Source organism: Alcanivorax sp. 1008 (genome assembly GCF_020667895.1).
Taxonomy (GTDB): Bacteria; Pseudomonadota; Gammaproteobacteria; order Pseudomonadales; family Alcanivoracaceae; genus PGZG01.
In genome coordinates this window covers 15500-39340 of the sequence record NZ_JAFMPS010000012.1, presented here as the reverse complement: position 1 = coordinate 39340, position 23841 = coordinate 15500, and the positions used below count along the sequence as shown (strand labels likewise).

At 56.0% G+C, this 23841-nt stretch carries 22 protein-coding genes; 14 read left to right on the top strand and 8 right to left on the bottom strand.

Going from position 1 to position 23841, the window contains the following annotated elements; all coding sequences use genetic code 11:
• Positions 1-5 precede the first annotated feature (5 nt).
• Genes J1C54_RS12710 through J1C54_RS12700 form a run of 3 tightly spaced genes read right to left on the bottom strand, consistent with a single transcriptional unit; the run spans position 6 to position 3111 of the window.
• Positions 6-698 carry a YoaK family protein gene (locus tag J1C54_RS12710; protein WP_229148434.1) on the bottom strand — a complete coding sequence of 231 codons (693 nt, stop codon included), beginning with the start codon at positions 696-698 and terminating at the stop codon, positions 6-8.
• A gap of 29 nt (positions 699-727) precedes the next feature.
• A complete protein-coding gene (locus J1C54_RS12705) occupies positions 728-1579 on the bottom strand; it encodes a universal stress protein (protein ID WP_229148432.1) in 852 nt (283 codons plus the stop codon).
• 11 nt (positions 1580-1590) lie between these two features.
• Positions 1591-3111 carry a SulP family inorganic anion transporter gene (locus tag J1C54_RS12700; protein WP_229148430.1) on the bottom strand — a complete coding sequence of 507 codons (1521 nt, stop codon included), beginning with the start codon at positions 3109-3111 and terminating at the stop codon, positions 1591-1593.
• 243 nt (positions 3112-3354) lie between these two features.
• Here J1C54_RS12700 and J1C54_RS12695 point away from each other — a divergent pair, with 243 nt between their 5' ends.
• From J1C54_RS12695 to J1C54_RS12685, 3 genes are all read left to right on the top strand, one after another.
• Entirely contained in the window at positions 3355-5361 is a 2007-nt protein-coding gene (locus J1C54_RS12695; RefSeq protein WP_229148427.1) for a neutral/alkaline non-lysosomal ceramidase N-terminal domain-containing protein, read from the top strand.
• Positions 5362-5450: 89 nt separating this feature from the next.
• Positions 5451-6062 carry a hypothetical protein gene (locus J1C54_RS12690; protein WP_229148426.1) on the top strand — a complete coding sequence of 204 codons (612 nt, stop codon included), beginning with the start codon at positions 5451-5453 and terminating at the stop codon, positions 6060-6062.
• 83 nt (positions 6063-6145) lie between these two features.
• Positions 6146-7285, top strand: coding sequence for a CaiB/BaiF CoA-transferase family protein (locus tag J1C54_RS12685; RefSeq protein ID WP_229148425.1), 1140 nt, complete (start codon positions 6146-6148; stop codon positions 7283-7285).
• Between the two features lie 19 nt (positions 7286-7304).
• Here the strand turns inward: J1C54_RS12685 and msrB are convergent, their stop codons facing one another.
• The 4 genes from msrB to J1C54_RS12665 form a co-directional block, all read right to left on the bottom strand.
• A complete protein-coding gene (gene msrB, locus J1C54_RS12680) occupies positions 7305-7730 on the bottom strand; it encodes a peptide-methionine (R)-S-oxide reductase MsrB (RefSeq protein WP_229148422.1) in 426 nt (141 codons plus the stop codon).
• Between the two features lie 14 nt (positions 7731-7744).
• Positions 7745-8329, bottom strand: a complete 585-nt coding sequence (msrA, locus tag J1C54_RS12675) for a peptide-methionine (S)-S-oxide reductase MsrA (protein ID WP_229148541.1) — start codon at positions 8327-8329, stop codon at positions 7745-7747.
• Positions 8330-8394: 65 nt separating this feature from the next.
• A complete protein-coding gene (locus J1C54_RS12670) occupies positions 8395-9276 on the bottom strand; it encodes an alpha/beta fold hydrolase (RefSeq protein WP_229148420.1) in 882 nt (293 codons plus the stop codon).
• Positions 9263-10558 (bottom strand): YihY family inner membrane protein, encoded by a 1296-nt coding sequence (locus J1C54_RS12665; RefSeq protein ID WP_229148419.1) that lies wholly within the window; start codon positions 10556-10558, stop codon positions 9263-9265. The genes J1C54_RS12670 and J1C54_RS12665 overlap by 14 nt, the downstream gene beginning before the upstream one ends.
• Before the next feature lie 59 nt (positions 10559-10617).
• Here J1C54_RS12665 and arsC point away from each other — a divergent pair, with 59 nt between their 5' ends.
• Genes arsC through J1C54_RS12610 form a run of 11 tightly spaced genes read left to right on the top strand, consistent with a single transcriptional unit; the run spans position 10618 to position 21943 of the window.
• The gene (arsC, locus tag J1C54_RS12660) at positions 10618-10968 is read left to right on the top strand and encodes an arsenate reductase (glutaredoxin) (RefSeq protein ID WP_229148415.1); all 351 of its coding nucleotides are present in this window, start codon (positions 10618-10620) and stop codon (positions 10966-10968) included.
• Between the two features lie 8 nt (positions 10969-10976).
• Entirely contained in the window at positions 10977-11579 is a 603-nt protein-coding gene (gene wrbA / locus J1C54_RS12655) for an NAD(P)H:quinone oxidoreductase (protein WP_370635657.1), read from the top strand.
• Positions 11579-11938 (top strand): DUF2069 domain-containing protein, encoded by a 360-nt coding sequence (locus J1C54_RS12650; RefSeq protein WP_229148414.1) that lies wholly within the window; start codon positions 11579-11581, stop codon positions 11936-11938. Before wrbA ends, J1C54_RS12650 begins: the two co-directional genes overlap by 1 nt.
• Positions 11931-12605 carry an RDD family protein gene (locus J1C54_RS12645; RefSeq protein ID WP_229148412.1) on the top strand — a complete coding sequence of 225 codons (675 nt, stop codon included), beginning with the start codon at positions 11931-11933 and terminating at the stop codon, positions 12603-12605. Before J1C54_RS12650 ends, J1C54_RS12645 begins: the two co-directional genes overlap by 8 nt.
• Positions 12602-13567: a stage II sporulation protein M gene (locus J1C54_RS12640; RefSeq protein ID WP_229148411.1), complete on the top strand. Its 966-nt coding sequence runs from the start codon at positions 12602-12604 to the stop codon at positions 13565-13567. The genes J1C54_RS12645 and J1C54_RS12640 overlap by 4 nt, the downstream gene beginning before the upstream one ends.
• Positions 13567-15093 carry a DUF4129 domain-containing protein gene (locus tag J1C54_RS12635; RefSeq protein ID WP_229148409.1) on the top strand — a complete coding sequence of 509 codons (1527 nt, stop codon included), beginning with the start codon at positions 13567-13569 and terminating at the stop codon, positions 15091-15093. Before J1C54_RS12640 ends, J1C54_RS12635 begins: the two co-directional genes overlap by 1 nt.
• A complete protein-coding gene (locus J1C54_RS12630) occupies positions 15090-16376 on the top strand; it encodes a DUF4350 domain-containing protein (protein ID WP_229148407.1) in 1287 nt (428 codons plus the stop codon). The genes J1C54_RS12635 and J1C54_RS12630 overlap by 4 nt, the downstream gene beginning before the upstream one ends.
• 52 nt (positions 16377-16428) lie before the next feature.
• Entirely contained in the window at positions 16429-18465 is a 2037-nt protein-coding gene (locus tag J1C54_RS12625) for a BCCT family transporter (RefSeq protein WP_229148406.1), read from the top strand.
• Positions 18462-19433 (top strand): MoxR family ATPase, encoded by a 972-nt coding sequence (locus J1C54_RS12620; RefSeq protein ID WP_229148405.1) that lies wholly within the window; start codon positions 18462-18464, stop codon positions 19431-19433. Before J1C54_RS12625 ends, J1C54_RS12620 begins: the two co-directional genes overlap by 4 nt.
• Positions 19430-20764, top strand: coding sequence for a DUF58 domain-containing protein (locus J1C54_RS12615; protein WP_229148403.1), 1335 nt, complete (start codon positions 19430-19432; stop codon positions 20762-20764). The genes J1C54_RS12620 and J1C54_RS12615 overlap by 4 nt, the downstream gene beginning before the upstream one ends.
• 30 nt (positions 20765-20794) lie before the next feature.
• The gene (locus tag J1C54_RS12610; RefSeq protein ID WP_229148402.1) at positions 20795-21943 is read left to right on the top strand and encodes a site-2 protease family protein; all 1149 of its coding nucleotides are present in this window, start codon (positions 20795-20797) and stop codon (positions 21941-21943) included.
• Here the strand turns inward: J1C54_RS12610 and J1C54_RS12605 are convergent.
• On the bottom strand, positions 21940-23841 hold the full coding sequence (locus J1C54_RS12605) for a hypothetical protein (protein ID WP_229148401.1): 1902 nt from the start codon (positions 23839-23841) through the stop codon (positions 21940-21942). The genes J1C54_RS12610 and J1C54_RS12605 overlap by 4 nt on opposite strands.

Genomic DNA, 23841 nt, shown 5'->3' with positions numbered 1-23841 from the left:
TTTTTTCAAAGACGAGCGTGCTGCACCAACACATACACCGCGCCAACTACGAAGCAAACCAACGCGGCAATGCCCAAGGCTTGCATGCCTATGGCCTTGAGCGTCAGTGCGCCGACTACGCCTCCGAGAAAGAAAGTTAACAGCAAAGTCAGCAACAGCCACAGCTTCCAGATGCGAATTTTCTTTTGCCGCAGACGCTGGCCAATCAACACACCAATATCGGTAACCACTCCGGTGACATGGGTGGTGCGTAGCACCAGACCACGATAACTGCTAGCCATGGCATTCTGCAGGCCGCAGGCCATGGCTGCTAACGGCACCGCCAACGACACACTGTCCAGGGCCAGCCATGTGGCCACCGCAAGCATCATCCCCTGAAGCATCAACACACCGCCATAACGGCGCCCCGCTCGCAGGGTTGCGGCACCGATGAGAATACCGGACAGCATGGCACCGGCAAGAAAGCCGGCGACAATACCGGAAATCAGAATCAGGTCAGCCATATCGCCCAGTGCGATATCCCCACTAAGACGGGATACAGCGCCGCTCATATGGCTAACGGGCACAGCAAAAAAACCCAACATCACCACATTGATGTACCCGGCGATAGCCGCCAGCACCCCAGCGCCGACAAACACCCAGGGCTCGCCGACACGCCCAACAACTCTCTTGCCATGCTCGTCGCGGGTATAGGGCACAACTTGTCTCCGCTCGAAAAAATCCTGTGTTAACGCAAAACCAGCAGCGGCACGGCTGCATTCAGAATCATATTATTGGTGGTGCTACCAACAAAAAACTGACGGATACGGGAGTGGCCGTAAGCACCGATTACCATCAGGTCAATCTGCTCACGGACCTGATACTCACGCAAACTAGCCTCTACCTCCCCCGCGACAATAGCAGTCACTGCCTCATGACCAGCTTGTTCAAGGGTTTGTTTAGCCCATTCCATCTGTGCCCGATGGTCATCCGTGTCTGCGCCAACCAGCACCACATGACAGGGCAAACCGCTAAATAAAGTGCTGGCAGCGAGCATCTCCACCGCCTTGCGAGTTGTGGCACTACAATCAAATGCCAGCATGACTCGCTGTGGATCACGATAGGACTCCTGAGTAATCAATACCGGTCGATGCGTTGCCCGTATCACCTGTTCAACATGACTACCCAGATGACCGCCCAACTGATCACCCTCTTCTCCCTGCTTACCGATCACCAGCAAACGAATTTCGTTCTCCAGTTCAGTCAGGGTATCAACCAGATTGCCATGGCGCTGGCGGGTCATCGGCACCTGAACACCATCAGCAATGGCCCGCTCGACAGCGGCTTCAAGCATCAATTTTCCCTGCTCAAGGGCCAACCGGCTGCGTTGCTCATCCAATGTGGCCAGCTGTTCCAGTAATGCTTCCTGCGCCCCCAGGCCGATGCTGCCGCTCAGGTTGACCGCATTGGAATAAACAGCTCGATCAAGCACATGCAGAAAGGTTAGTGGTGCTTGCATGCGTAAAGCAGCCCACGCCGCATAATCACACACCGCTTCAGCCGCTCGGGATCCATCGATACAGGCCATTACATTGGTCATTATTATTCTCCTTAGTGGCCCATTAGCTGTTCAACAGCATCCGGCTTATCATGAACCGCAAAACGGTCAACGAGGGTTGCACTGGCCTCATTCAAACCAACGACAACAACCTCTGTACCATCTCGGCGGAACTTGACCACAACCTTATCGAGGGCGCTGATTGCGGTGATATCCCAGAAATGGGCACGGTGCAGATCAATCACAACCTTACTCAAGGCTTCCTTGAAATCAAAAGCACCAATAAAGGCTTCCGCCGAACTAAAGAACACCTGCCCGACTACATTGTAGGTGCGAGTATCCGCAGAAGAATCAAGCTCAGAACCAATATACAGAATCTGACCCACTTTATGAGCGAAGAACACCCCACTAAGCAGCACGCCCACCAGTACGCCAATGGCCAGATTGTGTGTCGCAACTACAACAGTGACTGTTGCCAGCATAACAATGCTACTACTAGGTGGGTGGTTACGCAGATTGGCGAATGAAGCCCAGTTAAAGGTGCCTATGGACACCATGATCATCACCGCCACCAGCGCCGCCATGGGAATACGCGCCACCCAATCACCAAGAAACACCACCATCAGCAGTAAAAACACACCCGCCAGAAGACAGGACAGCCGGCCACGCCCTCCGGACTGCACATTGATTACCGACTGGCCAATCATGGCACAGCCTGCCATGCCGCCCAGCAGGCCAGATGCAATATTGGCCATGCCCTGACCCTTACACTCGCGACGCTTATCGCTGTCCGTGTCCGTGAGGTCATCAACGATAGTTGAGGTCATCATGGACTCCAGTAAGCCCACTACCGCCATTGACATGGAGACAGGGAAAATAATCTGCAGCGTAGTAAAGTCCAGGGGGATGTCCGGGAGCAGGAAAACCGGCAGCGTATCCGGCAGGTCTCCCATGTCTCCCACAGTGCGCACATCAATACCGAAATACATCGCCACCGCCGTACAAACGATGATGCAGATCAGCGGTGAAGGCACCGCTTTCGTGACTAACGGCAGCAGATAGATAATGCCAAGCCCGGCGGCTGCCAGGGCATACACCGCCCAGTTCATCAGCTGAACCGTTGGCAGCAACGAGCCCTCAGTCCAGTGCAAAGAACCAAGCTCCGGCAACTGGGCAAGAAAAATCAGAATGGCCAGCGCATTAACGAACCCGGTGACTACCGAACGGGACACAAAGCGCATCAACACATCAACGCGCAGATAACCCAAAACAATTTGCAGTACGCCGGTCAGCAAGGTGGCAGCGAGTAGATACTGCAACCCGTGGTCGCGTACTAGCACCACCATCAGTAATGACATGGCGCCAGTGGCTGCGGAGATCATGCCCGGGCGGCCACCGACAAAAGCCGTCACTACGGCAATGCAGAATGACGCATACAGGCCAACTTTCGGATCGACCCCGGCAATAATCGAGAAGGCAATCGCTTCAGGAATCAGCGCCAACGCAACAACAAGGCCAGCCAGCAGATCGCCGCGAAAATTGGCGAGCCAGGTCTTTTTCAGTACCTGCAACATTCAGTTATTCCATAACGGTGAGCGCTGCCATTGCGGCAAGCAAAGGGAAACTCGGCACCGGTGGGGCGGTACCGAAGGGCGCGCAGTGTATCGAATCAGGCTGGCAAGACCAAACCACTCCAGGTTACTGTCAGGCAATCCGGGCCAAACTATGGGACCATAGTACAAAGTTATTGCACCAGCCTCGGCAGCCACTAGACTGGCCATCCAACGTATATCAACTATCTGACTTCGGGGTCTCGCATGCCACGTTCAACAATAAACTGGTGGCGTAAACTGCTTATTCTTCTAATCATCGGCCTTGCTGCGCTGCTTTATGTGGAGAGCCGGCCATTCGTCAGTTACCCGATTCACCAACTCAGCGGCCTACTCCCTGCCGGTCAGGTTTTACCAGCGCCCCAGCAGGCCAGGGCAGGCATGGCGGTGATAGACATTACCCCACCCATTGGTATTCCCAAGTTCGGCTATTCGGCCTGGGCCAAGGATGCGGATGGCTTCCGTACTAGACTCAAGGCCCGCGCCTTTTACCTGCGTGGCCGCGATGGCGAGCCTATGGCGCTGGTGCAACTTGATCTGGGTGCCGGGTCCCTCGCACTGCATCATGCCGTTGCCGAGCGAGTTGCCGCGCGCACGGACATTTCCCCCCATTCACTGAGTCTGCTGGTCACCCATACCCATACCGGGCCAGCTAACTTTTTTGATAGCGACTTCTACAATGCTTTCGGCGGCAACCGCCCAGGCTTTGATCCGGTACTGTTCGAGTTTCTTGCCAGCCGCATCAGCGATGCTGTCATTCAGGCATTCGAACAACGCCGCCCTGCCCGTTTCGCCACGGGTCAGACGCCGGTTTGGGGGCTGACCCGCAACCGCTCTGTGCAGGCCTGGGCCAACAATTTCAATATCGCTGCCAGTGAAATTAACGAGGCCCTGGCATTTCGGGCAATCAATCCGCAGATGACCATGTTACGCATCGACCTGCAGGACGATGATGGCCAATTCTATCCGGCAGGAGCACTGACGGCTTTTTCCATTCATGGCACCAGCATTCCCGCATTTACAGCGCCCTATCATGCTGATGTCTGGGCCTGGCTGGCACGGGATGTGGAGGCTGCCATGAGCGCCAGTGGCACTCCATTTTCGCCCATACATGGTCCGTTTCAAGCCACCCACGCGGATAACAATCCAGCATGGCATCTGGGCGAGCGCGGTGACATCGCCTCCCGCCGTATTGGCAAGGCACTGGCCCGAGAAGCGATCGGCCTGTGGCGCTCGCTCGGGGAGCAACTGGATAGTCAACTGACCTTGCAAAGCGGCAGCCGACTGCTAGATGTACTGGCACTGAATGACGATGCCCGCTTTGGCCTATGCGAACGGGCCATCATTGGAGCAGCCACCGCCGGTGCGGCCAATGGCGATGAGGTATTCCCCATCGGCTACCTACCCTATTTCAAGGAAGGCTGGCCACGACGCACCTTCACCGATGGCTGCCATGGGGTAAAACAGTGGATGCTGTCGAAACTACAACCGCTACTGCTGTCAGCGGAGCGCTATCCACACCGCGCTCTGCTACAAGTGCTTCGCATCAACAATCTGGTACTGGTGACCGCTCCCTGGGAAGTCACCCTTGAATCCGGTAATGCCATCCGCAAGGAAGTCGCCGCACAACTACCCGAGGGTGACTGGCTAGTAGAGATATCCAGTCTGGCCAACGGTGTATTCGGCTATGTCACCACACCCGCAGAGTATGCCCTCCAATACTACGAGGGTGGTCACACCATCTACGGCCCACAGACCCTGGATTTTCTGCGCGGCCAATTTGGCATGCTTAGTGGCGACCTGATAGCCAATGGCGTTGTCCGTGATATTCCACCGGACTACCGATTTGACTTGCGCAGCCGACACTTCTGGCCAGAACCTGGCAGCCGTGAGGGGCAACGCAAACTGCTCGGCAAGGCGAAATTTATCCGTGGTGAGCTGCCAGTAGAGCCATACTGGCAACTATCAGTTCTGGCAGAACCGCCGGAGCACATCAGGCTGCATGAACCACTGCTCTATGTTGAAAATGAAGCCGGTGAAATTGTTGCCAGCGACCAGGGCACTGACCTGCAAATTCGTTTGATCGAGTATCAGGGGGACAACGGACACTACGAACTGCGCTGGTATAACCCTTTGCTTGGCGGCGAACACAAGCATCGGCTGGTAATGCGGGCTAATGACAAGATGCCGGCCCTGGTTTCCGACTGGTTCTGAATCTTGGTCAAGGTTTTCCCGGCGCTGGCTGTTACACTGATTGCAATGTAACTCTGATCTCGCTCTTTTCGATTTTATACGGAGCCGCCATGCCTTTACGCCAGATTGCCTTGATTGTATTGCTTGCTTTTACTGCCGGCTGCGCCAGCACCACAACGCTGGTCACCCGGCATAGCGCAGAAAGCATTGAAGCACCTGTCAGCAAGCTATTACTGATCGGCCGTGCCGCCGACCTTGATATGCGCCAACAGTGGGAGCAGGCTTGCGCCACCCAGCTCAAGCATAATGGCCTGCGGCTGCGCAGCAGCCATAGTCTGTGGCCCGGGCAATTGCCGGAAAGCGAAGCGCTGATGCAGGAAGCCCTGTCTCAGGGCTTTGATGGCGTGATGATCGGCGAGATCACTTCCCTGTTGCTTCTGCCCTTGCAGATGCCTGCGGGCAATGTGGTAACCGATGAGCGTCGTCCGAGCAGCGATGCTTCCCAGCGGAGCCCTGGCTTCCAGATCACCCTGACTGGCAAAGAGCCGGCAAGCGACCCGGTGGGCCCTCAGGACATTGAGTTTCAACTGCAGCGGCCGTCAGGAAAAGTGCTGTGGAATGGACTGCTGCGCACCAACGAAGCCAACCAGATAGAGGCAATTGCACGCAGTCAGTGCAAGCGGCTACACAAAACACTGAGCAAGTCCGGCCTGCTGCCCTGAGTTTTCCCCAGCGGTAAACTCTGGTCATGGGCGCCCTCTGCAAACGCTGCTAGCCTTCGCTTCACTAACTGCGGAGGCTAGTCATGTCAGGTCCACTTACCGGTTTTCGAATTATTGAGCTCGCTGGCATTGGCCCAGGGCCATTCTGCGGAATGATGCTGGCCGATATGGGTGCCGAGGTAATTCGTATTGACCGCCCCGGTGGCAACCCTAGCGCCGAAGGTGGCCACGATGTGCTGTTTCGCAATCGGCAAAGCATCGCTGTCAATCTGAAACACCCGCAGGGCGTCAGCACCGTGCTAAAACTGTGCGAGAGCGCAGATGCCATCTTTGAAGGATACCGCCCAGGTGTAGCCGAACGCCTTGGTGTTGGCCCGCAAGAGTGCATGACCCGCAACCCAAAACTGGTATACGGGCGCATGACTGGCTGGGGCCAGGACGGCCCACTGGCACAATCCGCCGGCCATGATATCAACTACATTTCCATTTCCGGCGCCCTGCATGCCATGGGGCGACGTGGCGAAAAGCCGGCCCTGCCACTCAATCTGGTGGGCGACTTTGGTGGTGGCGGCATGATGTTGGCCTTTGGCATGGTGTGCGCCATGCTCGAAGCGCAGCGTTCCGGTAAAGGTCAGGTGATCGACTGTGCCATGCATGAGGGCTCTGCGGCCCTGATGGCCATGTTCTACGGCCTGCGTGCGAATGGCCTGTTTAATGACCAGCGCGGCAGCCACATGCTCGACTCTGGAGCCCACTTTTATGATGTGTATGAAACCGCTGACGGCAAGTACATTTCAATCGGCAGTATCGAGCCCCAGTTCTATGCCCTGCTGAAAGAAAAAGCGGGGCTGGATACGGACTTTGATGAACAGATGAACCCGGCATGCTGGCCGCAGCAAAAAGAAAAAATTGCCCATATTTTTCGCCGCAAAACCCGCGATCAGTGGTGTCAGATCATGCAGGGCAGCGATGTCTGCTTTGCCCCGGTTTTAGGCCTGGAAGAAGCGCCACAGCACCCACACAATGTGGCCCGTGGCAGCTTTATTGAAGTTGACGGAGTGACCCAGCACGCCCCTACACCGCGCTTCTCACGCACCACAAGCGATACACCTCAAGCCATGCGCAAACCGGGTACGGATACTAGAGCCACGTTATTGCGTAGCGGCTTCACGGCAGAGCAGGTTGAAGAACTGCTCAGTAGCGGCGCCGTTGCCCAGTTGTAATCGTGTACAGATAGAAGGGTTACTCAGGGACAAAATGAAGGGAGGCAGAGTTCAGGCAGTAGCGCAGCCCGGTCGGTGCCGGTCCGTCGGGAAATACATGGCCAAGATGGGCATCACAACGGGCACAACGAATCTCGGTGCGAATCATACCGTGACTGTGGTCTTCAATGCTGCGCACATGGTCTGCGTCAAAGCAGTCAGCGAAGCTTGGCCAACCGGTACCCGATTCAAACTTGTGCTGTGAGCGGAACAACGGTAGATCACAAAGCCGGCAGGCATAGAAACCTGCCTCCTTATTGTCCAGATAACCACCGCAGAAAGGTCGCTCGGTGCCCTGATTAAGGAGGATATGCCGCTCCTCGGGGGTCAGCGTTGCCGCCCGCTTCTCAAGCTCTTCGACGGCGGGCGGTGTCAGGTCATAACCACTGGCGGAACGGGTTTTCATCGCGGCGCCTCTTGTCAGTTTCTCGACTTCAATCTCTCAGGAAATGTCTGCTGCAACTTGGCCACTTTGGGAGTTGCGGCAAACATAATGTATGGCTGCATGGGATTGCGCGCAGCATAATTCTGATGATAACTCTCCGCCGTATAGAACGCCGTTAACGGCTCCAGCGTAGTAACAATGTCGGCACTAAAAAGACCACTACTGCTGAGCTGCCTGATATAGCCTCGCACTACTTCGGCCTGCGCCTCACTGCTATAGAAAACCACCGAACGATACTGACGACCACGATCATTGCCCTGACGATCAAGCTGAGTAGGATCATGGGCCACACAAAAGAATATTTTTAGCAGTTGACCCAGGCTGATCCGACCGGCGTCATAGCGAATCTCAATTACCTCAGCGTGATCTGTTTGACCACTGCAAACTGCATCGTAGTTTGCAGTTTCAGCGCTGCCACCAGCATAGCCGGAAGTTACCGACAGCACTCCTTCGAGTGCCAGATAAACGGCCTCAGTACACCAGAAACAGCCGCCACCAAGTACCAGAGACTGCTCACCAGTCTGCGGCAGGTCCTGTTCCACGTCCGGGCATTGCTGCATATCTGTCACCTGATTTCCTCGCGTTCGTCACTACAGTTCACCAGCCATGCACTGAGCAACTTCTATCATGGCCAGTCGCCGCTGTACTGACGCAACTGGGCAAGTAGCAAATCATTAATCCGCTCCGGCTTTTCCAAATGCAGAAAATGTCCGGCTCCGGCAATTTTCTCCACTCTCAGCCCGCCAGGAAAATCCCTCTGATTAATAGTATGGTCCAGCAGACGGGGGCTCATGCAACCATCCTGCTCGCCTAATAAAACCATGGTCGGCACCCTTACCGGTAAAGCCAGCCAACCTCGAGCCTCCCTGCTGGCCTCAGTCCACACCTTGGGCAGGTGCCGATACCAGCCCAACGCAGCGCTCATAACTCCGGGCTGCGCCAGAGTACGGCGGGCCTCATCCAGGTAGCCGGTAGAATCCCAACCGGGCGACCAGCGTCGCCACAACCACTCCACACCGGCCAGACCATCTCGCCGCAACACCCACTCTGGCACCAGCGGCAGCTGAAAAAACTCCATATAGCCGCTGAGAAGAAGTTGCTCCGGCACTTTCAGCAAGGCCGCGGGCAGGCGCTTCAGCGGCGGTATGGCAAGCATGGTACAACTGCGGAAAAGATCCGGTGAACGTGCCGCAGCCAGATAGGCGACTACTGCCCCCCAGTCATGTCCCACAAGATGGACACTGCCGCCCAGCTGGGAGGCAAACGCGCAAACATCCTCCACCGCGGCACGTAACGAGTAGTCGCCATCGCGGGGCTGACAATCCGGCGCGTAGCCACGCAACGTTGGAGCAATGGCGCAATAGCCCGCCTCGGCGAGGGCTTCTACCTGATGACGCCAGTTACGGTGACTATCGGGGAAACCATGCAGCAGCAGTACCGGTTCACCTTCTCCTGCCATCAGCGCGGGGAAGCGCAAATCATGATGTGTTAGCTCAACTTGCTTCATTCTCTTCATCCACCTGCTTTATTTGCTCTGCCTGTTGCTCAGCACGAAACAACTGCTGCACGGTTATATCCAGTGAGCTTTCCAGTCCTTGTCTGGCCTGCTGGCAACGGGCCGCCAGCAGCGACTCCCAAGGTCGACCATGCTGATCACTGACGCGCAGATCTTCCTGCATGCTCCATGGCAGCATATCCATCAACTGGATAAGGGTAAGATTGCCAAGATCGCGGCCAAGGACAAATTCACCGTTTTCCGTACGCCTCATCAGGCGTAGATCCATCAGCAAATTACGAAACTCCTCCCAATGACTGGCGCCCGCCAGTTTGAGCACGCTGCGCACTTCCTGGACACGCAACACCCTACCCTGCTGCTGGCGGCGCCAAAGAATTTCCAGTAATCGCAGCAGCGATTGAAGCCGTGGCAATTCGCTGCGGTATTCACCAAATACCACCATCACGCGGACCAACTCGGCGCCGCCGAGAACGATATTCCAGGAAATAAATATCCACAGCAGAAATAGCGGTACCGCAGCAAAGGCCCCGTAAACCACCTGATAGGACGGGGACAGTTTGATAAACAGGGTGAAACCGCCCTTGGCCAACTCAAACAGCAAAGCGGCAACGAACCCGCCAATCAACCCCTGACGTACCGGCACATAGCAATTAGGCACCACCACGTACAGCAGTGTCAGCGCCATGGTCATAAAGAGCAGAGGAAGCAAGGATAGCCAAAGACGCATGCCGCCAAGCATCTCAACCGTATCGGTGACCAGCGCCATGGAGGTCAGATAGGAGCTGATGCCTAACCCGGCGCCCAGACTTAATGGCCCCAAAGTCAGCACTGCCCAGTACATAATCAAACTGGTGGGGCCGCTGCGCGGTGTAGTTACCCGCCAGATGCGATTCATATTCTTTTCAATAGTGCTCAGCATCAGCACTGATGTGACCACCAGAAAAACAACACCGATGGCGGTCAGGTTTCCCGCCTGCCGGGAAAATTCATTTACATACTCGAGAACCTTTTCTCCCGCACCAGGGGCGAAATTGGAGAAAGCCCAAGCCTGAATCTCCCCACTACGCTCCTGTAATGCTGGAATGGCAGTAAGAATAGCAAAAGCCACCGTCATAATAGGCACGATGGCAAACAGCGTCGTATAGGTCAGTGCCGCAGCACTTTCACGACAGCCGTCATTGCGAAAACTCCTGAGCAACAGCAGGAAAAAATCCCGTGCCACTGTCAGTGTAGGTAGCAGTCTGTCATGCCAAGTACTGGCAGGCTGATTCATCGGTTGCCACTCTCCCCGTCAACACTACAATGGAGGCCCATCACTGAGTTTGAGCCGCCATGAGCAAGATTACCCTGTATCACAATCCGCGTTGTTCAAAATCCCGTCAGGCGCTGGCGCTGCTGCAGGAAAATGGCATTGAGCCCACGCAGGTACTTTATCTGCAAACGCCCCCTGATGCTGCCACCCTGACCACCTTGATAAAACAGCTAGGCCTGTCCCGGGCCCATGATCTGCTACGTAGCAAGGAGCCTGAGTATGCCGAGGCTGGGCTATCACCGCAAAGCAGCGACAGTGAAGTGATTGCCGCCATGGTACGCTTCCCCAAACTGATCGAGCGTCCACTGGCGATCCGCGGCAAACGAGCGGTCATCGGACGGCCGCCGGAAAACGTACTGCAACTGCTTTGAGCCTGACCGTGACTAATCCCTACGTTCTTATTCTTTACTACAGCCGCTCGGGTAGCGTCCGCAACCTGGCCCAGCAGGTCGCCCGAGGTGTGGAACAGGCGGGCGTGGAAGCCATGCTACGTACCGTCGCCCCCGTATCAGCCACCTGCGAAGCCACACAGGCACCGGTGCCGGACAACGGGGCGCCCTACTGCACACTGGAAGAACTGGCCGGCTGCTCAGCTCTGGCGCTGGGCTCTCCCACCCGGTTTGGCAATATGGCAGCGCCGCTGAAATACTTTATTGACCAAAGTAGTGGCCTGTGGATGAACGGGGACCTGCTGGGTAAGCCAGCCGGAGTATTCACCTCCACCAGCAGCCTGCATGGCGGCCAGGAAAGCACCCTGCTGTCGATGATGCTGCCGTTGCTGCATCACGGCATGTTGATCACCGGCCTGCCCTACTCAGAAAAAGCGCTGTACGCCACCAGCACCGGTGGTACGCCCTATGGCCCAAGCCACATGGCCGGAATCGATAACCAGAGCCGGCTCAGCGACGATGAGTCCACGTTGGCCCGGGCGCTCGGCCAGCGACTGGCAAAGCTGGCCATCACGCTGAGGAAGACCGCTTGATGCTGCTACTTGCCCGTATTAGCCATATCGCTCTGATCATTGCCGCCATCGGCGGATTCTGGTGGCTGGAGCCACAGCAAACCACCGTCTCCGCTGACACCATGTTACGCGCCGGCATTCTTCTCAGCCTGCTTGCCTATGGCCCCCTGCTGTTGCTGCTACCGGCCACCATCAAAGGTGATGGTCGCTTGCTGACTTGGCTATGTATTTTGCTGTTGTTCTATTTTGCCGGTTTCTCAGTGCAGTTATTTGATCCACCCCCGGTGCAGACACTGGCCATCATCAGGGTAGCCCTGACCACCCTGTTGTTCGTGAGCGCCGTGATGGTGATCCGGCAACGGGGCACTGGGCGTGATTGATGATCGCCAGAGTATGCGTACCGCGGAAGGGGCTACCCTGTCGCTGGTGCCGGCAGGCATCCTTCCCAGAGGCGGCGCCTTTCTGATTGATCTGCTAATCCGCGCCCCGGTGTATATCGTTGCGTTGGTTGTCCTGTCCACCCGCACTGGCAGCGCCGCCGGCCTGATGCTGATTTTGCTGTTCCTGCTGGAATGGTTCTACCCAGTGTTATTTGAGGTGCTGCGCCACGGCCAAACGCCAGGCAAGCGCCTGCTAGGCATTGCCGTCACCCATACAGATGGCGCCCCGGTAACCCTGAACGGCAGCCTGCTGCGCAACCTGATTCGCCAAGCCGACTTTTTCCCCATGTTCTATCTGACCGGGTTTGTCGCCATGCTCTCCAATCGCCGCTTTCAACGATTTGGTGACATGGCGGCGAACACCATGGTGGTACACGTTGGCAACAGCCGCCCGCCACAGCAAATTTCCGTCGCCCAGACTACCCCCCCTGACTGGCAAGTGACTCTGGACGACCAGCAGACACTATTGGCCTTGCTGGAGCGGCAGGACAGCCTGTCTGCGGCGCGCCGCCAGGAGCTGTGTGCGTTGGGTTGGCCGGAGCTGGATTCGGCACAGGCCGAGCAAAGGGCGATGGCAACTGCTCGCCACCTGCGAGGGCTGGAATGAAGCAAGCCCAGTTTGAAAAGCAGTTTGAAGCCGACTGGCGGCAACTCGACCAGCAACTGGCAACACTGGAAAAGCTGCGTCATGGCGACCTTGCCAGCGACCCCTCGCTGAATCAGCTGCCTGCCAGTTATCGGCGAATCTGTCACCATCAGGCACTGGCCAGAGAGCGCGGCTACAGCCTCAGCCTGATTCAGCGGCTCGATGATCTGGTGCTACGCGGCTACCGCCAGCTGTACCGTCCGCGCCTACCTCTGGCAGCACCGATCAAGCAATTCCTGTTGGCGGGCTTTCCGCAGGCAGTACGCGCTCAGTGGCCCTGGCAACTGGCCAGCGCGGTGGCTTTCTGCGTCTCCCTGATACTGCTTTGGGCGCTAGTGCGGAACCAGCCTGATATGGTCTACGCCCTGCTCGATCAGGCCACAGCCGAGCAGATGGAAAGCATGTATCACCCCGAAGCCGAGCATCGCACCCAACGCACCGCCAGCGATGATGTCACCATGTTTGGATACTACATCTACAACAATATCGGCATAGCTTTTCGCACCTTTGCCGGCGGACTATTTTTCGGCGTTGGTGCGTTGTTTGTCATGCTCTTTAACGGAAGCTTCTTTGGCGCCATAGCCGCACACCTGACCAACGCAGGATTCCAGCAACCCTTTTTCACTTTTGTTATTGCCCACGGCGCACCTGAGCTGACCGCTATTGTTCTGGCCGGCGGTGCAGGTCTACGTCTGGGCTGGGCGCTGTTAGCTCCCGGCCCATGGTCACGCAGGGAGGCGCTAGGTCTGGCCGCATCCCAGGCCATGACAGTGATGTATGGAGCCTTCGCGTTATTGTTGCTGGCAGCATTTATTGAAGCATTCTGGTCGCCCCGGCAATTTGAGGCATGGATCAAATACTCAGTTGGCGGGGTTCTCTGGCTGCTTACGCTTGGCTATCTGTTTGCTGCGGGAAGGCGCTGATGAAACTCGACAGCATCAACGCTCGCATTGCACCGCGAACACCATGGCAGTCAATGGACATGGGCACCCATCTGTATCGCGCCTGGTGGAAGCCGCTAACCCTTCTCTGGCTGATGTTCAGCCTGCCTCTATTACTGCTCGTCCTGTGGCTAACCCACAGCGGCTCCAATGGCTGGGCCCTGCTGCTATTCTGGTGGCTAAAACCGCTAATGGAACGACCACTGCTGGAGTTCTGCGCTCGCCAACTATTTAGTCAGGATGCTTCCATTGGCAGACTACTGAAAGACTTTCATCACTATGCCCTGCCGGGCCTGCTGCCTTGGCTACTATGGCGACGTTTTTATCTCACTCGCAGTTTTTCGGTACCCGTCGTACAACTTGAACGACTTTCCGGACGCAACTATCGCGAACGTTGTCGAGTGCTCTCCATGGGCACTCCAAATCGCGCCATGATGCTAACTTTCCTGATGGCCCACATCGAGTTGGTGCTTAGCTACTCTTTTACTGTGTTGGTTATGATGCTGCTTCCAGGGCAGTACTATCTCAGTAATGTGGACTGGTTCCTGCAAAGCAGCAGCAATGCCACACTGGGACTGATTACCTGGTACATAACCCTCTCCGTACTGGAGCCGCTATACGTCACCAGTGGCTTCGCCCTATACCTCAACAAACGCACATGGCTGGAAGGCTGGGATCTGGAGTTAGGACTACGCCGCCTTGGCCAGCGACGTGGGCCCGGCAACGTTACTGCGCTGTTGCTATGCATCTTGCCGCTGCTAGTGCTGAATTCCCCCGACGCCCAGGCCGGCCCTGCCAACCCCACCGGGGAAGCACAGCAACAGGCCATTGAAATTCTCGCCGGCGAAGATTTTATGCCCACCCATATCGAGCAGACATGGCAACTACGCAATAAGAAGTCCGCCATGGAGAAAGAAGAAGCCCCTGAAAACAGCTGGCTATATCGACTGCTAAGTTGGCTTTTTGATGGTACCGGCGGCGTGACTAGAGACGGTTCGTCACTGCCATCCCTGGCAGAAATTTTGCGCATTGCGCTCTGGTCAGTGGCTATTTCTCTACTGCTTTGGACACTCTGGCACTACCGCCATTGGCTTGCCTCATTGCCGAGACGGTGGCAACCGAGCCCGCCACCCGTAACCCATATCGCCGGGCTGGATATCCGTCGCGAATCACTACCAGACGATCTTCAGCAGGCAGTAATAAAGGAGGCACAACGGGGCAACTACCGTCAGGCCCTGAGTCTGCTATATCGCGGCACCCTGTCGCACCTCGCCAACACTGCAGATTTTTCTGTTCTACCCGGCGCCACGGAATCCGAAGTACTAGAGTATTGCCGGCACACCCACACTGATCGCCCCGGCGTCCTGTTACTGGGGGAAATCACCGCACTATGGATGGACGTAGCCTGGGCGCATCGTTTGCCCGACGCCGAGCAGATCATGCAACTGAGCCAGCGTTGGCAGCATCATTTTGTCTCGCCGACCAAAACAGCGCTGCTCACCTCATGAAGCAGTCTGGCAAGACAATACTGCTAACCATGCTGATTTTCGGCGCAGTTATATTACTGTGGCGTCAATTTGAGCGAGTGCCTATCGTTCAACACGATTCCCCGACAAACCAGCCGCAGGCTGCGGCAATGCAGTTGCTGCACAGCTGGCATAAAGAATCCCGTCGCATTATCTCCTCAGCAGAGCTGTTCCCGCTACCGGACTCCTCAGTGCTATTAATCATTGAGCGGCATCAGAGCCGCCTTCCACAATGGCAACAACAGGCACTGATTGATTGGGTGGAAAGTGGGGGCAGCCTGGTAATCAATGCCTTGCCAATCGATGAATCTAAAGATCAGAGCACGGAAGACATTATCAATCATGATCCCCTGCTCTATCACTTTGGTGTGACCTCCTGGCACTACCCCGATGTAGATGGCCGTCCTGCCCTGCCGCTGCCGGTAGCCAACGGCGTAGCGGTACTCGATTACGGTTTTCGCCGCCATTGCCTTGACTCATCCGACGACATGGATGAGTGCACCGCATTTCTCTGTGGCGAGGAGCGGGCTCATCTACAATATGCTTGGCTTAATGACAGTGACGGGGCGTTACAACTGGATCTGGAACCAAGCATTGATCTGCTGCACCGCGACCTGTTTGAAGAGGTGGATAATAGCGACCCATCAATACCCGCCAGCAACACCAGCGTATTAGCTCGCGCCAACAATGAAACCCATGACCTTGCGCTGCAGCTTGCCGCCGGCGCAGGAGAAATCTGGTTATTCACTAGCCTGGATATTTTCAGCAATGACCGCCTGCACCATCTCGACCATGCCGCCCTGCTTCAACAAATTAGTGCCGACAAACCCCAAATCTGGTGGGTTCAAAGCATTAACGTGCCACCTCTGAGCCAATGGCTATGGCAGCGAGGATGGCCGTTAATCAGCGCATTGGCACTGCTGCTGCTGATATTCCTCTGGCATAAGATACCAAGGAGAGGAGTCATTCTTCAGGCAAGTAGCCTCCAGCATCAGGACTTCACCGATCATCTACGTGCTTCCTCGGCGCTGCTATGGCGCATTGGCCAGCGAAGCGAGCTACTGCAACCATTACGTCAGCAGGTGGAGCGGGCGCTACTCAGACACCCGGGAGGCGCTGACCCTGAGCGCCGCACGGCACTGGCCATGGCGCTATCAGGCCTCAGTGAAGAGCAAGTCAAGCGCGCCTTCGATGAATTACCAGAAAATGAAACAAAAATGGTGGAGCTTGTGACCTTATTACAGCACCTGCGCGCCTCCGTCTGAGCGAATAGCAACAAAAAAAGGTAAGGTGGGCACACTCAAAGGAGGACCAGACATGCTTGCAGAACGTGGGCTGCCCCGCTCAACCATTCTTGTTCCTGTGTTTGCACCAGCGGTAATTGTCAGTTTCCTGCTGGTGGCTGGCACGCTGGCTAATCCAGCACTTGCCGGCGAATTATTCGCCGATGCCCTACATTTTATTACTCACACATTTGGCTGGTTTTACATGCTGGCAGTGGCCATTTTTCTGGTCTTTATTGTTGGCATTGCCATTTCCCGCTTTGGCAACATACGCCTCGGCCCCGACCACTCCAGTCCTGAGTATCCCTTTCCAGTCTGGTTTGCCATGCTTTTCTCAGCAGGCTATGGCATTGCCCTTTTGTTCTTCGGGGTGGCCGAACCTGTACTTCATTATGCAGACCCCCCAGCGGGTGCAGCACAAACCGTGGATGCCGCCAAACAGGCAATGCAAATTGCTTTTTTCCACTGGGGTTTTCATATCTGGGCCATCTATGGACTGGTTGGCCTTGTTCTGGCGTACTTCGCATTTCGCCACGGCCTACCCCTGTCCATGCGCTCCGCCCTATACCCTCTCATTGGCGACAAGATTTATGGACCACTGGGCCACACCGTTGATGTCTTTGCCATTCTCGGCACGCTTTTCGGCATAGCTACTACTCTAGGACTATCAGTCACTCAGATAAACGCCGGCTTGCATTACCTGTGGCCATCAATTTCGGTCAGCACCACAGTGCAGGTGGTTTGTATTTTTATCATTACGGGCCTGGCTATTTTTTCTGTGGTGGCCGGCATGGACAAAGGGGTTAAAAGGCTCTCGATCCTGAATATGGTGCTGGCTATCACCCTTATGACGTTTGTGTTTTTGGCTGGCCCCTCCATCCTGATTCTGGAAACCTTTCTGGAAAATACCGGAAGCTATCTGAACCATATTGTTGAGCGCACATTCAACTTGCAGGCCTACAGCCGTGGAGACTGGATCGGCAACTGGACCCTGTTTATCTTCGGCTGGACCATTGCCTGGGCGCCATTTGTAGGCTTGTTTATCGCCCGCATCAGCCGCGGTCGCACCATTCGCGAGTTTGTCCTTGGCGTAATGCTAGTGCCATCCATCTTTACTTTTCTCTGGTTTTCCATCTTTGGCGACACAGCGCTCAATATGATCATGAATGAAGGCTACACCGCGCTGATTGGCGAAGTGCAGTCGAACACAGCTATTGCCCTTTTCAAGCTATATGAGCGGCTGCCTTTCACTGAAGTGGTGTCATTTGTAACCGTTATTCTGATTGTTACTTTTTTCGTCACATCATCGGACTCCGGCTCGCTGGTAATCGATTCCCTGTCCTCCGGTGGCAGTGCGGAGACACCAGTTTGGCAGAGGGTTTTCTGGGCCTCCACCGAAGGCATCGTTGCCTCTGTGCTGCTTATCGCAGGCGGCCTCAGTGCGTTACAAACCATGACTATTGCCAGCGCACTGCCATTTGCCGTCATTATGCTTTTATCCGCTTGGGGGCTATGGCGAGCATTAGTCATTGAGGGCTACCGGGAAGCCAGCCTGCAGCAGCGTCAGAGCGAACCGACAGTTCCCGACCCCCTGAGCTGGAAAGAACGCCTTAACCGCATGCTTAACTTCCCCGATCAGGATCAGGCCAGTAGCTTTATTGAGGAGACTGGCTATCCCGCTATGCGCGAACTGGCCGCCACACTAAACCAGCTACAGTGGCATGCAGAGGTTCAGCATCAGCCAGGACAACGCTGCCGACTACATATCGTGCACGGCGACGGGGTTAATTTTTTCTACGAACTGAAGCTGGTAGCAGCACCAAGACCAGCTTTCTCGCTGGCCGCCCTTACCGGTAGTGATGACGATCAAAGCCAGTATTGGCGAGTGGAGGTTTTCCTGCGCCGCGGCAGTCAGGCCTATGATGTATATGGCTACGACCAGCAAGAACTGATCGGTGACATGCTGCATCAGTTTGGCAATTATCTGCATTTCCGCCATATATCCCCAGGCAACCTGCCTTGGGAAATGGCGGAGCTAAACACCACATCTGCCCCCAGGAGTGAGGCATGACAACACCACAGACTCTCGCCGATGCCGGCCAGTTGGCTCGCTCTATTGAAGATACCGTTAGCACCATACTAGTGGGTCAGCAACAGGTTGTGCGGGAAGTTTTGCTCGCATTAATCAGCAACGGCCATGTGCTGCTTGAGGGCGTCCCCGGCCTCGGCAAGACTTTACTGGTGCGGACGCTCAGCCACTGTTTGCAGATTGACTTTGCACGCATTCAGTTCACCCCCGACCTGATGCCAACTGACGTTACCGGTCATGCCATGTTTGACCAGAAAACGGAGCAGTTTCGAATTCGTAAAGGCCCGGCTTTTACTCAATTGCTACTCGCTGACGAGATCAATCGTGCCTCTGCAAAGACCCAGTCAGCACTGCTTGAGGTTATGCAGGAGCGACAGATCACCATTGAGGGAAAATGCTTTCCCCTGACACCGCCGTTTATGGTGCTTGCCACCCAGAATCCGCTTGATCAGGAAGGTACTTACCCACTGCCCGAAGCCGAGCTGGACCGCTTTTTGTTCAAGATAATGATCGATTATCCGATCATTGAGCAGGAAGCAAGGATTGTCCGCATGGTGCTTGATGGCACCATCAGTGACAGCTTGAACGTCAGCTCTCTGAGCACCCTTTGCGATGCCGAGGGCGTGCTAGCGTTACAGCACTTCGCCACCACAGTGTCACTGGATGAGGGAGTAATTGACTATGCCCTCCGACTGGTGCGCAGCACCCGCGACCAGAACGGGCTGTCACGGGGGGCTGGCCCCAGAGCAAGTATTGCCCTGTGCACAGCAGGGCGAGCCCAGGCACTGATGGAAGGCCGCGACTTTGTCATTCCTGACGACATCAAGTGTGTCGCCAGACCTGTATTACGCCATCGTATTCAGTTAAGCGCCGACTCAGAAATCGAAGGCCAAACGGTAGAATCACTGCTCAATAGAATGCTTGACCAGGTGCCGGCCCCACGCCAATGATGCTACGCGCCGCTCCACGACTGATACGCCTGACACTGATTCTGGTGGCGCTGTCCGGGTTGCCGCTACTGGCTCGCATATGGTTGCCCGAGCATCAGGTCAGTGCAGATGGTTTATGGCTGGCCGCCCTACTACTGTGGGGCCTTTTGGTACTATTCGACATTATCCGAGGCCTCAGTACGCCAACACCCAATGCCACGCGTTTGTTGCCGGCCGCATTTTCCGTACAGAGGAAACACTCCATCCGATTGCAGTTTGTTAGCAAAGAGCTGCCGCCGCTGGCCGAGCTCGCAGACCACCATCCGGCGGATGATGAGAATACCGGATTACCTGCACAGCTAAGGCCCGGTGACGGCACAGTTACGGAGTTCTGCTATCAGTATCGCCCGGCGCAACGGGGCCATGCCCCGTTCGGTGATATTGAATTGTGGATCCCCGGCCCTCTGGGCCTGGTTTGGCAGCGCCGACGTGTTGCCGCATCGATAAGCGTACCTGTGTATCCGGACTTCTCCATGCTTACAGGAGGCGCTTTGTTGGCCCATCAGGACAACCATCTGGACGGTGGTAGCCGCCTGCAGCAGCGTCGTGGCGAGGGAATGGAGTTTCATCAACTGCGCGAGTACCGGGACGGGGACGCCCTGAGACAGATCGACTGGAAAGCCAGCGCCCGGCGCCACACTCTGATTAGTCGCGAGTATCAGGAAGATCAGAACCAACATATTATTATGCTGCTGGATGGAGGCGCACGACTGGCCATGCCGGTAAATGGCCTGACTGGTTTTGATCACGCTCTGAATGCTGCACTGCTTCTGTCCTGGAGCGCCATCAAACACAGTGACAAGCCCGGCATAATGCTGTTTTCCAATGACACAGAGCGTTGGCTGCCACCGCAGCGGGGGCAGCAGGGAATCAACCGGCTGCTCAGTGGTCTGTATACATTGCAGCCGGGAAACCGCGCCAGTGATTATAGTAGCGCCGCGCGAAAGCTACTGGGTCGCTGGCACAAACATGCTCTACTTGTATTGATCAGTCGTATTCAGCCAGATGATGAACAGGAATTGATGAGCGCGGTAAAGCTGCTGGGTAGCCGGCACTTGCTGATGATTGCCGACATTCAGTTGCCAGCTCAGGAAAATCTCAGGCAGAGCGAAGTCAGCTCGCTCGACACGGCATTCAAAATCAGCGCTGATGCCGCCTGGCAGAATGCCCGGGACGCGCTACACACCAGATTGCGCCATGCGGGAGCCATGCTGGTGACATCAACACCCGAACAATTGCCAGCCCGGCTTAATCAGGTTTATTTGGCACTGAAACGCAGTGGCAGGCTTTAGCAAACATGAACATCAACAAGGTCCAAGTGGATGGCAGACCGTAATACTAGCGTGACAATGAAATGGTCCTTTCGCTTTGCCCGCATCGCCGGCATCGATATCGCAGTGCATGCCACCTTCGCCCTGTTACTGGGCTGGATTGCTTTGACTGTCTGGCGCACCACCCAGAGCGGCACGGCCGTGCTGCAAGGTCTGGCTTTTGTGCTGACCCTGTTCGCCTGTGTTGTGCTGCATGAACTTGGCCATGCCCTTACTGCCAGATACTTCGGCATTCGCACGCGCAGCATAACCCTGCTTCCCATCGGCGGTGTTGCTGCAATGGAAAAGATGCCGGAAGAGCCCAGGCAGGAAATGCTGGTTGCCCTCGCCGGGCCCATGGTGAATGTGGCCATCGCCATCATCATTGGTCTGTGGATCAGCTTGAACAGTATTGCTCCGCCTGACGTAAATGCGGATGCTTCGCAACTATTCGGTTCTCCGGCGGCCTTCCTGTATAGCCTGCTATCCATCAACATGATGCTGGCAATTTTTAATATGCTGCCTGCCTTTCCCATGGATGGCGGCCGGGTTCTGCGCGCAGCACTGGCCATGAGAATGGAGCACCATGTGGCCACTATTCGCGCCGCAAAGATCGGCCAAAGCATGGCCGTCGTGCTATTTTTTCTGGGCTTTTTCTATAGTCCAATACTGATGCTGATCAGTGTTTTTATCTGGTTCGCGGCTGGCGCGGAATCCGGCGCAGAACAACTACGTCACAGCCTGCACAGTGTCAGCCCCGGTCAGGCCATGATCAGCCGCTTTGACCTTCTGCATGGTGAGGATATGCTGCGACGGGCACTGGATTTGACCCTGCAGAGCGACCAGAAACATTTCCCGGTAAAGTTTGCCGACGGCAGCCTGCACGTGCTTAGCCAAAAGGATATGCTCGCCGCCCTGCGCGGCGAAGGAGAGCAGGCACAACTTAATAGCCTGTCTCTGCCGCTACTGGAGTGTTGCGATATCCGTGAGCCCATGGAGCAGGTACTCGACCGCATGCAGCATCAGAGCAATCCAATTATCGGTGTTACCGACGAGACTACTAAACTGTGCGGCGTCATTCACCTGGAAAATATAATGGAGCTGGTGCGTATTGATGAAGCCCGTGATGCGTGGCGCGAGAGTCGTGGACGGACTCTTTAGTCCACGGCGCGAAAGCGCTGAACTGGCTGAAATTTCCCCAACAGACGGCCATGGAGCTCCTCTGAGTCCTGACGCAACGCGGCCAGAAGCTGCTGCTGGTAGGCATCACTAAGGGCCTGTTGCAATGCATCAATGCTGACCAGCAAATCTGCCTCCAGCTGCTGACGGGAAAAAAACTCATCCGCTTTCAGAATGGCATACTCGGAAGCAAGCGTAACTCCGGTAAACACCACCACTGCACAACCCAGCGCCATAGGACCGCTAGCCGCACATAGTACGGCACCTCCGGTGGCTGAGCTGCGGCTGGCCACTCTGGCTCCGGCTCTTGCTGCCCCCTGGGCAGCTGCCCGGGACTGAGCCACGGAACGCAAGGATTGGGATAGCGAAAACGCGGCCGCTCCAGCACCCGCTACCACCGACACCCCTGCCTGCCCCAGAGCCTGGTTCTGCTGTAACGGAGCGCCCCGCAAGCTATCCGACAGCACATCCAGATCAATAAGCTCCAGCTGATCTCTGGGAAAATGTGGGTGGGCCTCCCAGCCACTCAGACGCCGCTGTAGATCGGCCAGCATATCGTCATACAGAAGAGCCACTTGGCGTCGATGCTCCTCCGCCATGGAATCCTCAAAACGGGTCAGTTTTTGTTGCCATAAACGAGGAGGGAAAAGACGCTCTGACAACATACTCACCGCACGCTCATTGTCCTCGGTGAAATAATCCATCATGGCAACGAGACTACGAGTCATACCACCGGAGAGCGAATAATGCCAATTGGCATAGGCCGGCACTTGAGCTCGCGCCTCGCTAAAAAGACTATCAAGCTGCTCATCTGCCAGCGTCTGCAATGCCACAAGACGGCCAGCCATATCTTCATCAAGCCAGTCCGCATTGTCGCGCAGAATCTGCTCAAGACGATCTTCTGGCAACACGTAGTAGCTGCCACCGAGCTGTATCACCTGTGACTGCCCTGTCAGCCAGCTCCATGGCTGCGGAACCAATATGCTCCAGCTAAGCAACGCCGCAAGCATTAATGCCAGCCATGGCAGCACCGGCGAAGCGGTTTGCGCAGGCCGCTGATCGCCCTGACCTACCACTGTTGAGCTCAACAGCCGGCCAAACATCAGCCCCACACCCTGCATCCACATCAACAGCGGCCAGACAAAACAGGCCCCCTGGAGCAGCAGCAACAACCAAGCCAGCAAAGCCAACAATGACGACGGCGCACCCGCTGTTAGCGTTTGCACCAGCCAAAGATACAGATACGAAAAACCATGCCAGATACCCGCCACCAGCAACAGCAACTGGCTCTCCGCCACTGCTTCCGTCATCCCCAGACGCGCCGCCTGAAACAGGGTCAGTTCTGACACATCCAGCACCGGTGTCCACAGGGATTGTAACAACCAAAGAGACACCAACAGCGCGCCCGCGAACCGCAACGAAACCAGCGCGGCAGCATAATGCAAAAAACGGCTGCTTAACTGCGCTGCCAGCAGGCTTTGCCATAACAGCATCAACAACCACCAGAGCGGCCCGCTGACCAACAGCAGAACCCAGAAACCGGCGCTTTGCGGTTGGCTAATCACTGCTAACAAAACAATCGCCACAGGCAAGGCCACAGCGGCCTGAACAACCGCCATGACAATACCGCCGCGAAGACGGTGTCCCCACGCAGAGGACTCAGCAAGGCACCCGGCCAGTATCACAGCTCGACGCCGACGGGCGCGCCACATCATCAATACGGCTAGAGGAATCCACAGCAGCAACAGCAGCAGCGCCACACCAGTATCACTAGCAATAACCGCAACATAGCCAATCAGCTTCAATGCGGCCACCAGTAGCACCAGCAACGAGGCCGGTACTATCAGTCGTGTAGCGAGGGAGCGCGTGACAAGCAGCAT

Bases quoted from the DNA above. Each gene is read 5' to 3' on its own strand.
- J1C54_RS12705 (WP_229148432.1), bottom strand. From the start codon at position 1,579: ATGACCAATGTAATGGCCTGTATCGATGGATCCCGAGCGGCTGAAGCG.
- J1C54_RS12700 (WP_229148430.1), bottom strand. From the start codon at position 3,111: ATGTTGCAGGTACTGAAAAAGACCTGGCTCGCCAATTTTCGCGGCGAT.
- J1C54_RS12695 (WP_229148427.1), top strand. From the start codon at position 3,355: ATGCCACGTTCAACAATAAACTGGTGGCGTAAACTGCTTATTCTTCTA.
- J1C54_RS12690 (WP_229148426.1), top strand. From the start codon at position 5,451: ATGCCTTTACGCCAGATTGCCTTGATTGTATTGCTTGCTTTTACTGCC.
- J1C54_RS12685 (WP_229148425.1), top strand. From the start codon at position 6,146: ATGTCAGGTCCACTTACCGGTTTTCGAATTATTGAGCTCGCTGGCATT.
- msrB (WP_229148422.1), bottom strand. From the start codon at position 7,730: ATGAAAACCCGTTCCGCCAGTGGTTATGACCTGACACCGCCCGCCGTC.
- msrA (WP_229148541.1), bottom strand. From the start codon at position 8,329: ATGCAGCAATGCCCGGACGTGGAACAGGACCTGCCGCAGACTGGTGAG.
- J1C54_RS12670 (WP_229148420.1), bottom strand. From the start codon at position 9,276: ATGAAGCAAGTTGAGCTAACACATCATGATTTGCGCTTCCCCGCGCTG.
- J1C54_RS12665 (WP_229148419.1), bottom strand. From the start codon at position 10,558: ATGAATCAGCCTGCCAGTACTTGGCATGACAGACTGCTACCTACACTG.
- arsC (WP_229148415.1), top strand. From the start codon at position 10,618: ATGAGCAAGATTACCCTGTATCACAATCCGCGTTGTTCAAAATCCCGT.
- J1C54_RS12650 (WP_229148414.1), top strand. From the start codon at position 11,579: ATGCTGCTACTTGCCCGTATTAGCCATATCGCTCTGATCATTGCCGCC.
- J1C54_RS12640 (WP_229148411.1), top strand. From the start codon at position 12,602: ATGAAGCAAGCCCAGTTTGAAAAGCAGTTTGAAGCCGACTGGCGGCAA.
- J1C54_RS12635 (WP_229148409.1), top strand. From the start codon at position 13,567: ATGAAACTCGACAGCATCAACGCTCGCATTGCACCGCGAACACCATGG.
- J1C54_RS12630 (WP_229148407.1), top strand. From the start codon at position 15,090: ATGAAGCAGTCTGGCAAGACAATACTGCTAACCATGCTGATTTTCGGC.
- J1C54_RS12625 (WP_229148406.1), top strand. From the start codon at position 16,429: ATGCTTGCAGAACGTGGGCTGCCCCGCTCAACCATTCTTGTTCCTGTG.
- J1C54_RS12620 (WP_229148405.1), top strand. From the start codon at position 18,462: ATGACAACACCACAGACTCTCGCCGATGCCGGCCAGTTGGCTCGCTCT.
- J1C54_RS12615 (WP_229148403.1), top strand. From the start codon at position 19,430: ATGATGCTACGCGCCGCTCCACGACTGATACGCCTGACACTGATTCTG.
- J1C54_RS12610 (WP_229148402.1), top strand. From the start codon at position 20,795: ATGGCAGACCGTAATACTAGCGTGACAATGAAATGGTCCTTTCGCTTT.
- J1C54_RS12605 (WP_229148401.1), bottom strand. From the start codon at position 23,841: ATGCTGCTTGTCACGCGCTCCCTCGCTACACGACTGATAGTACCGGCC.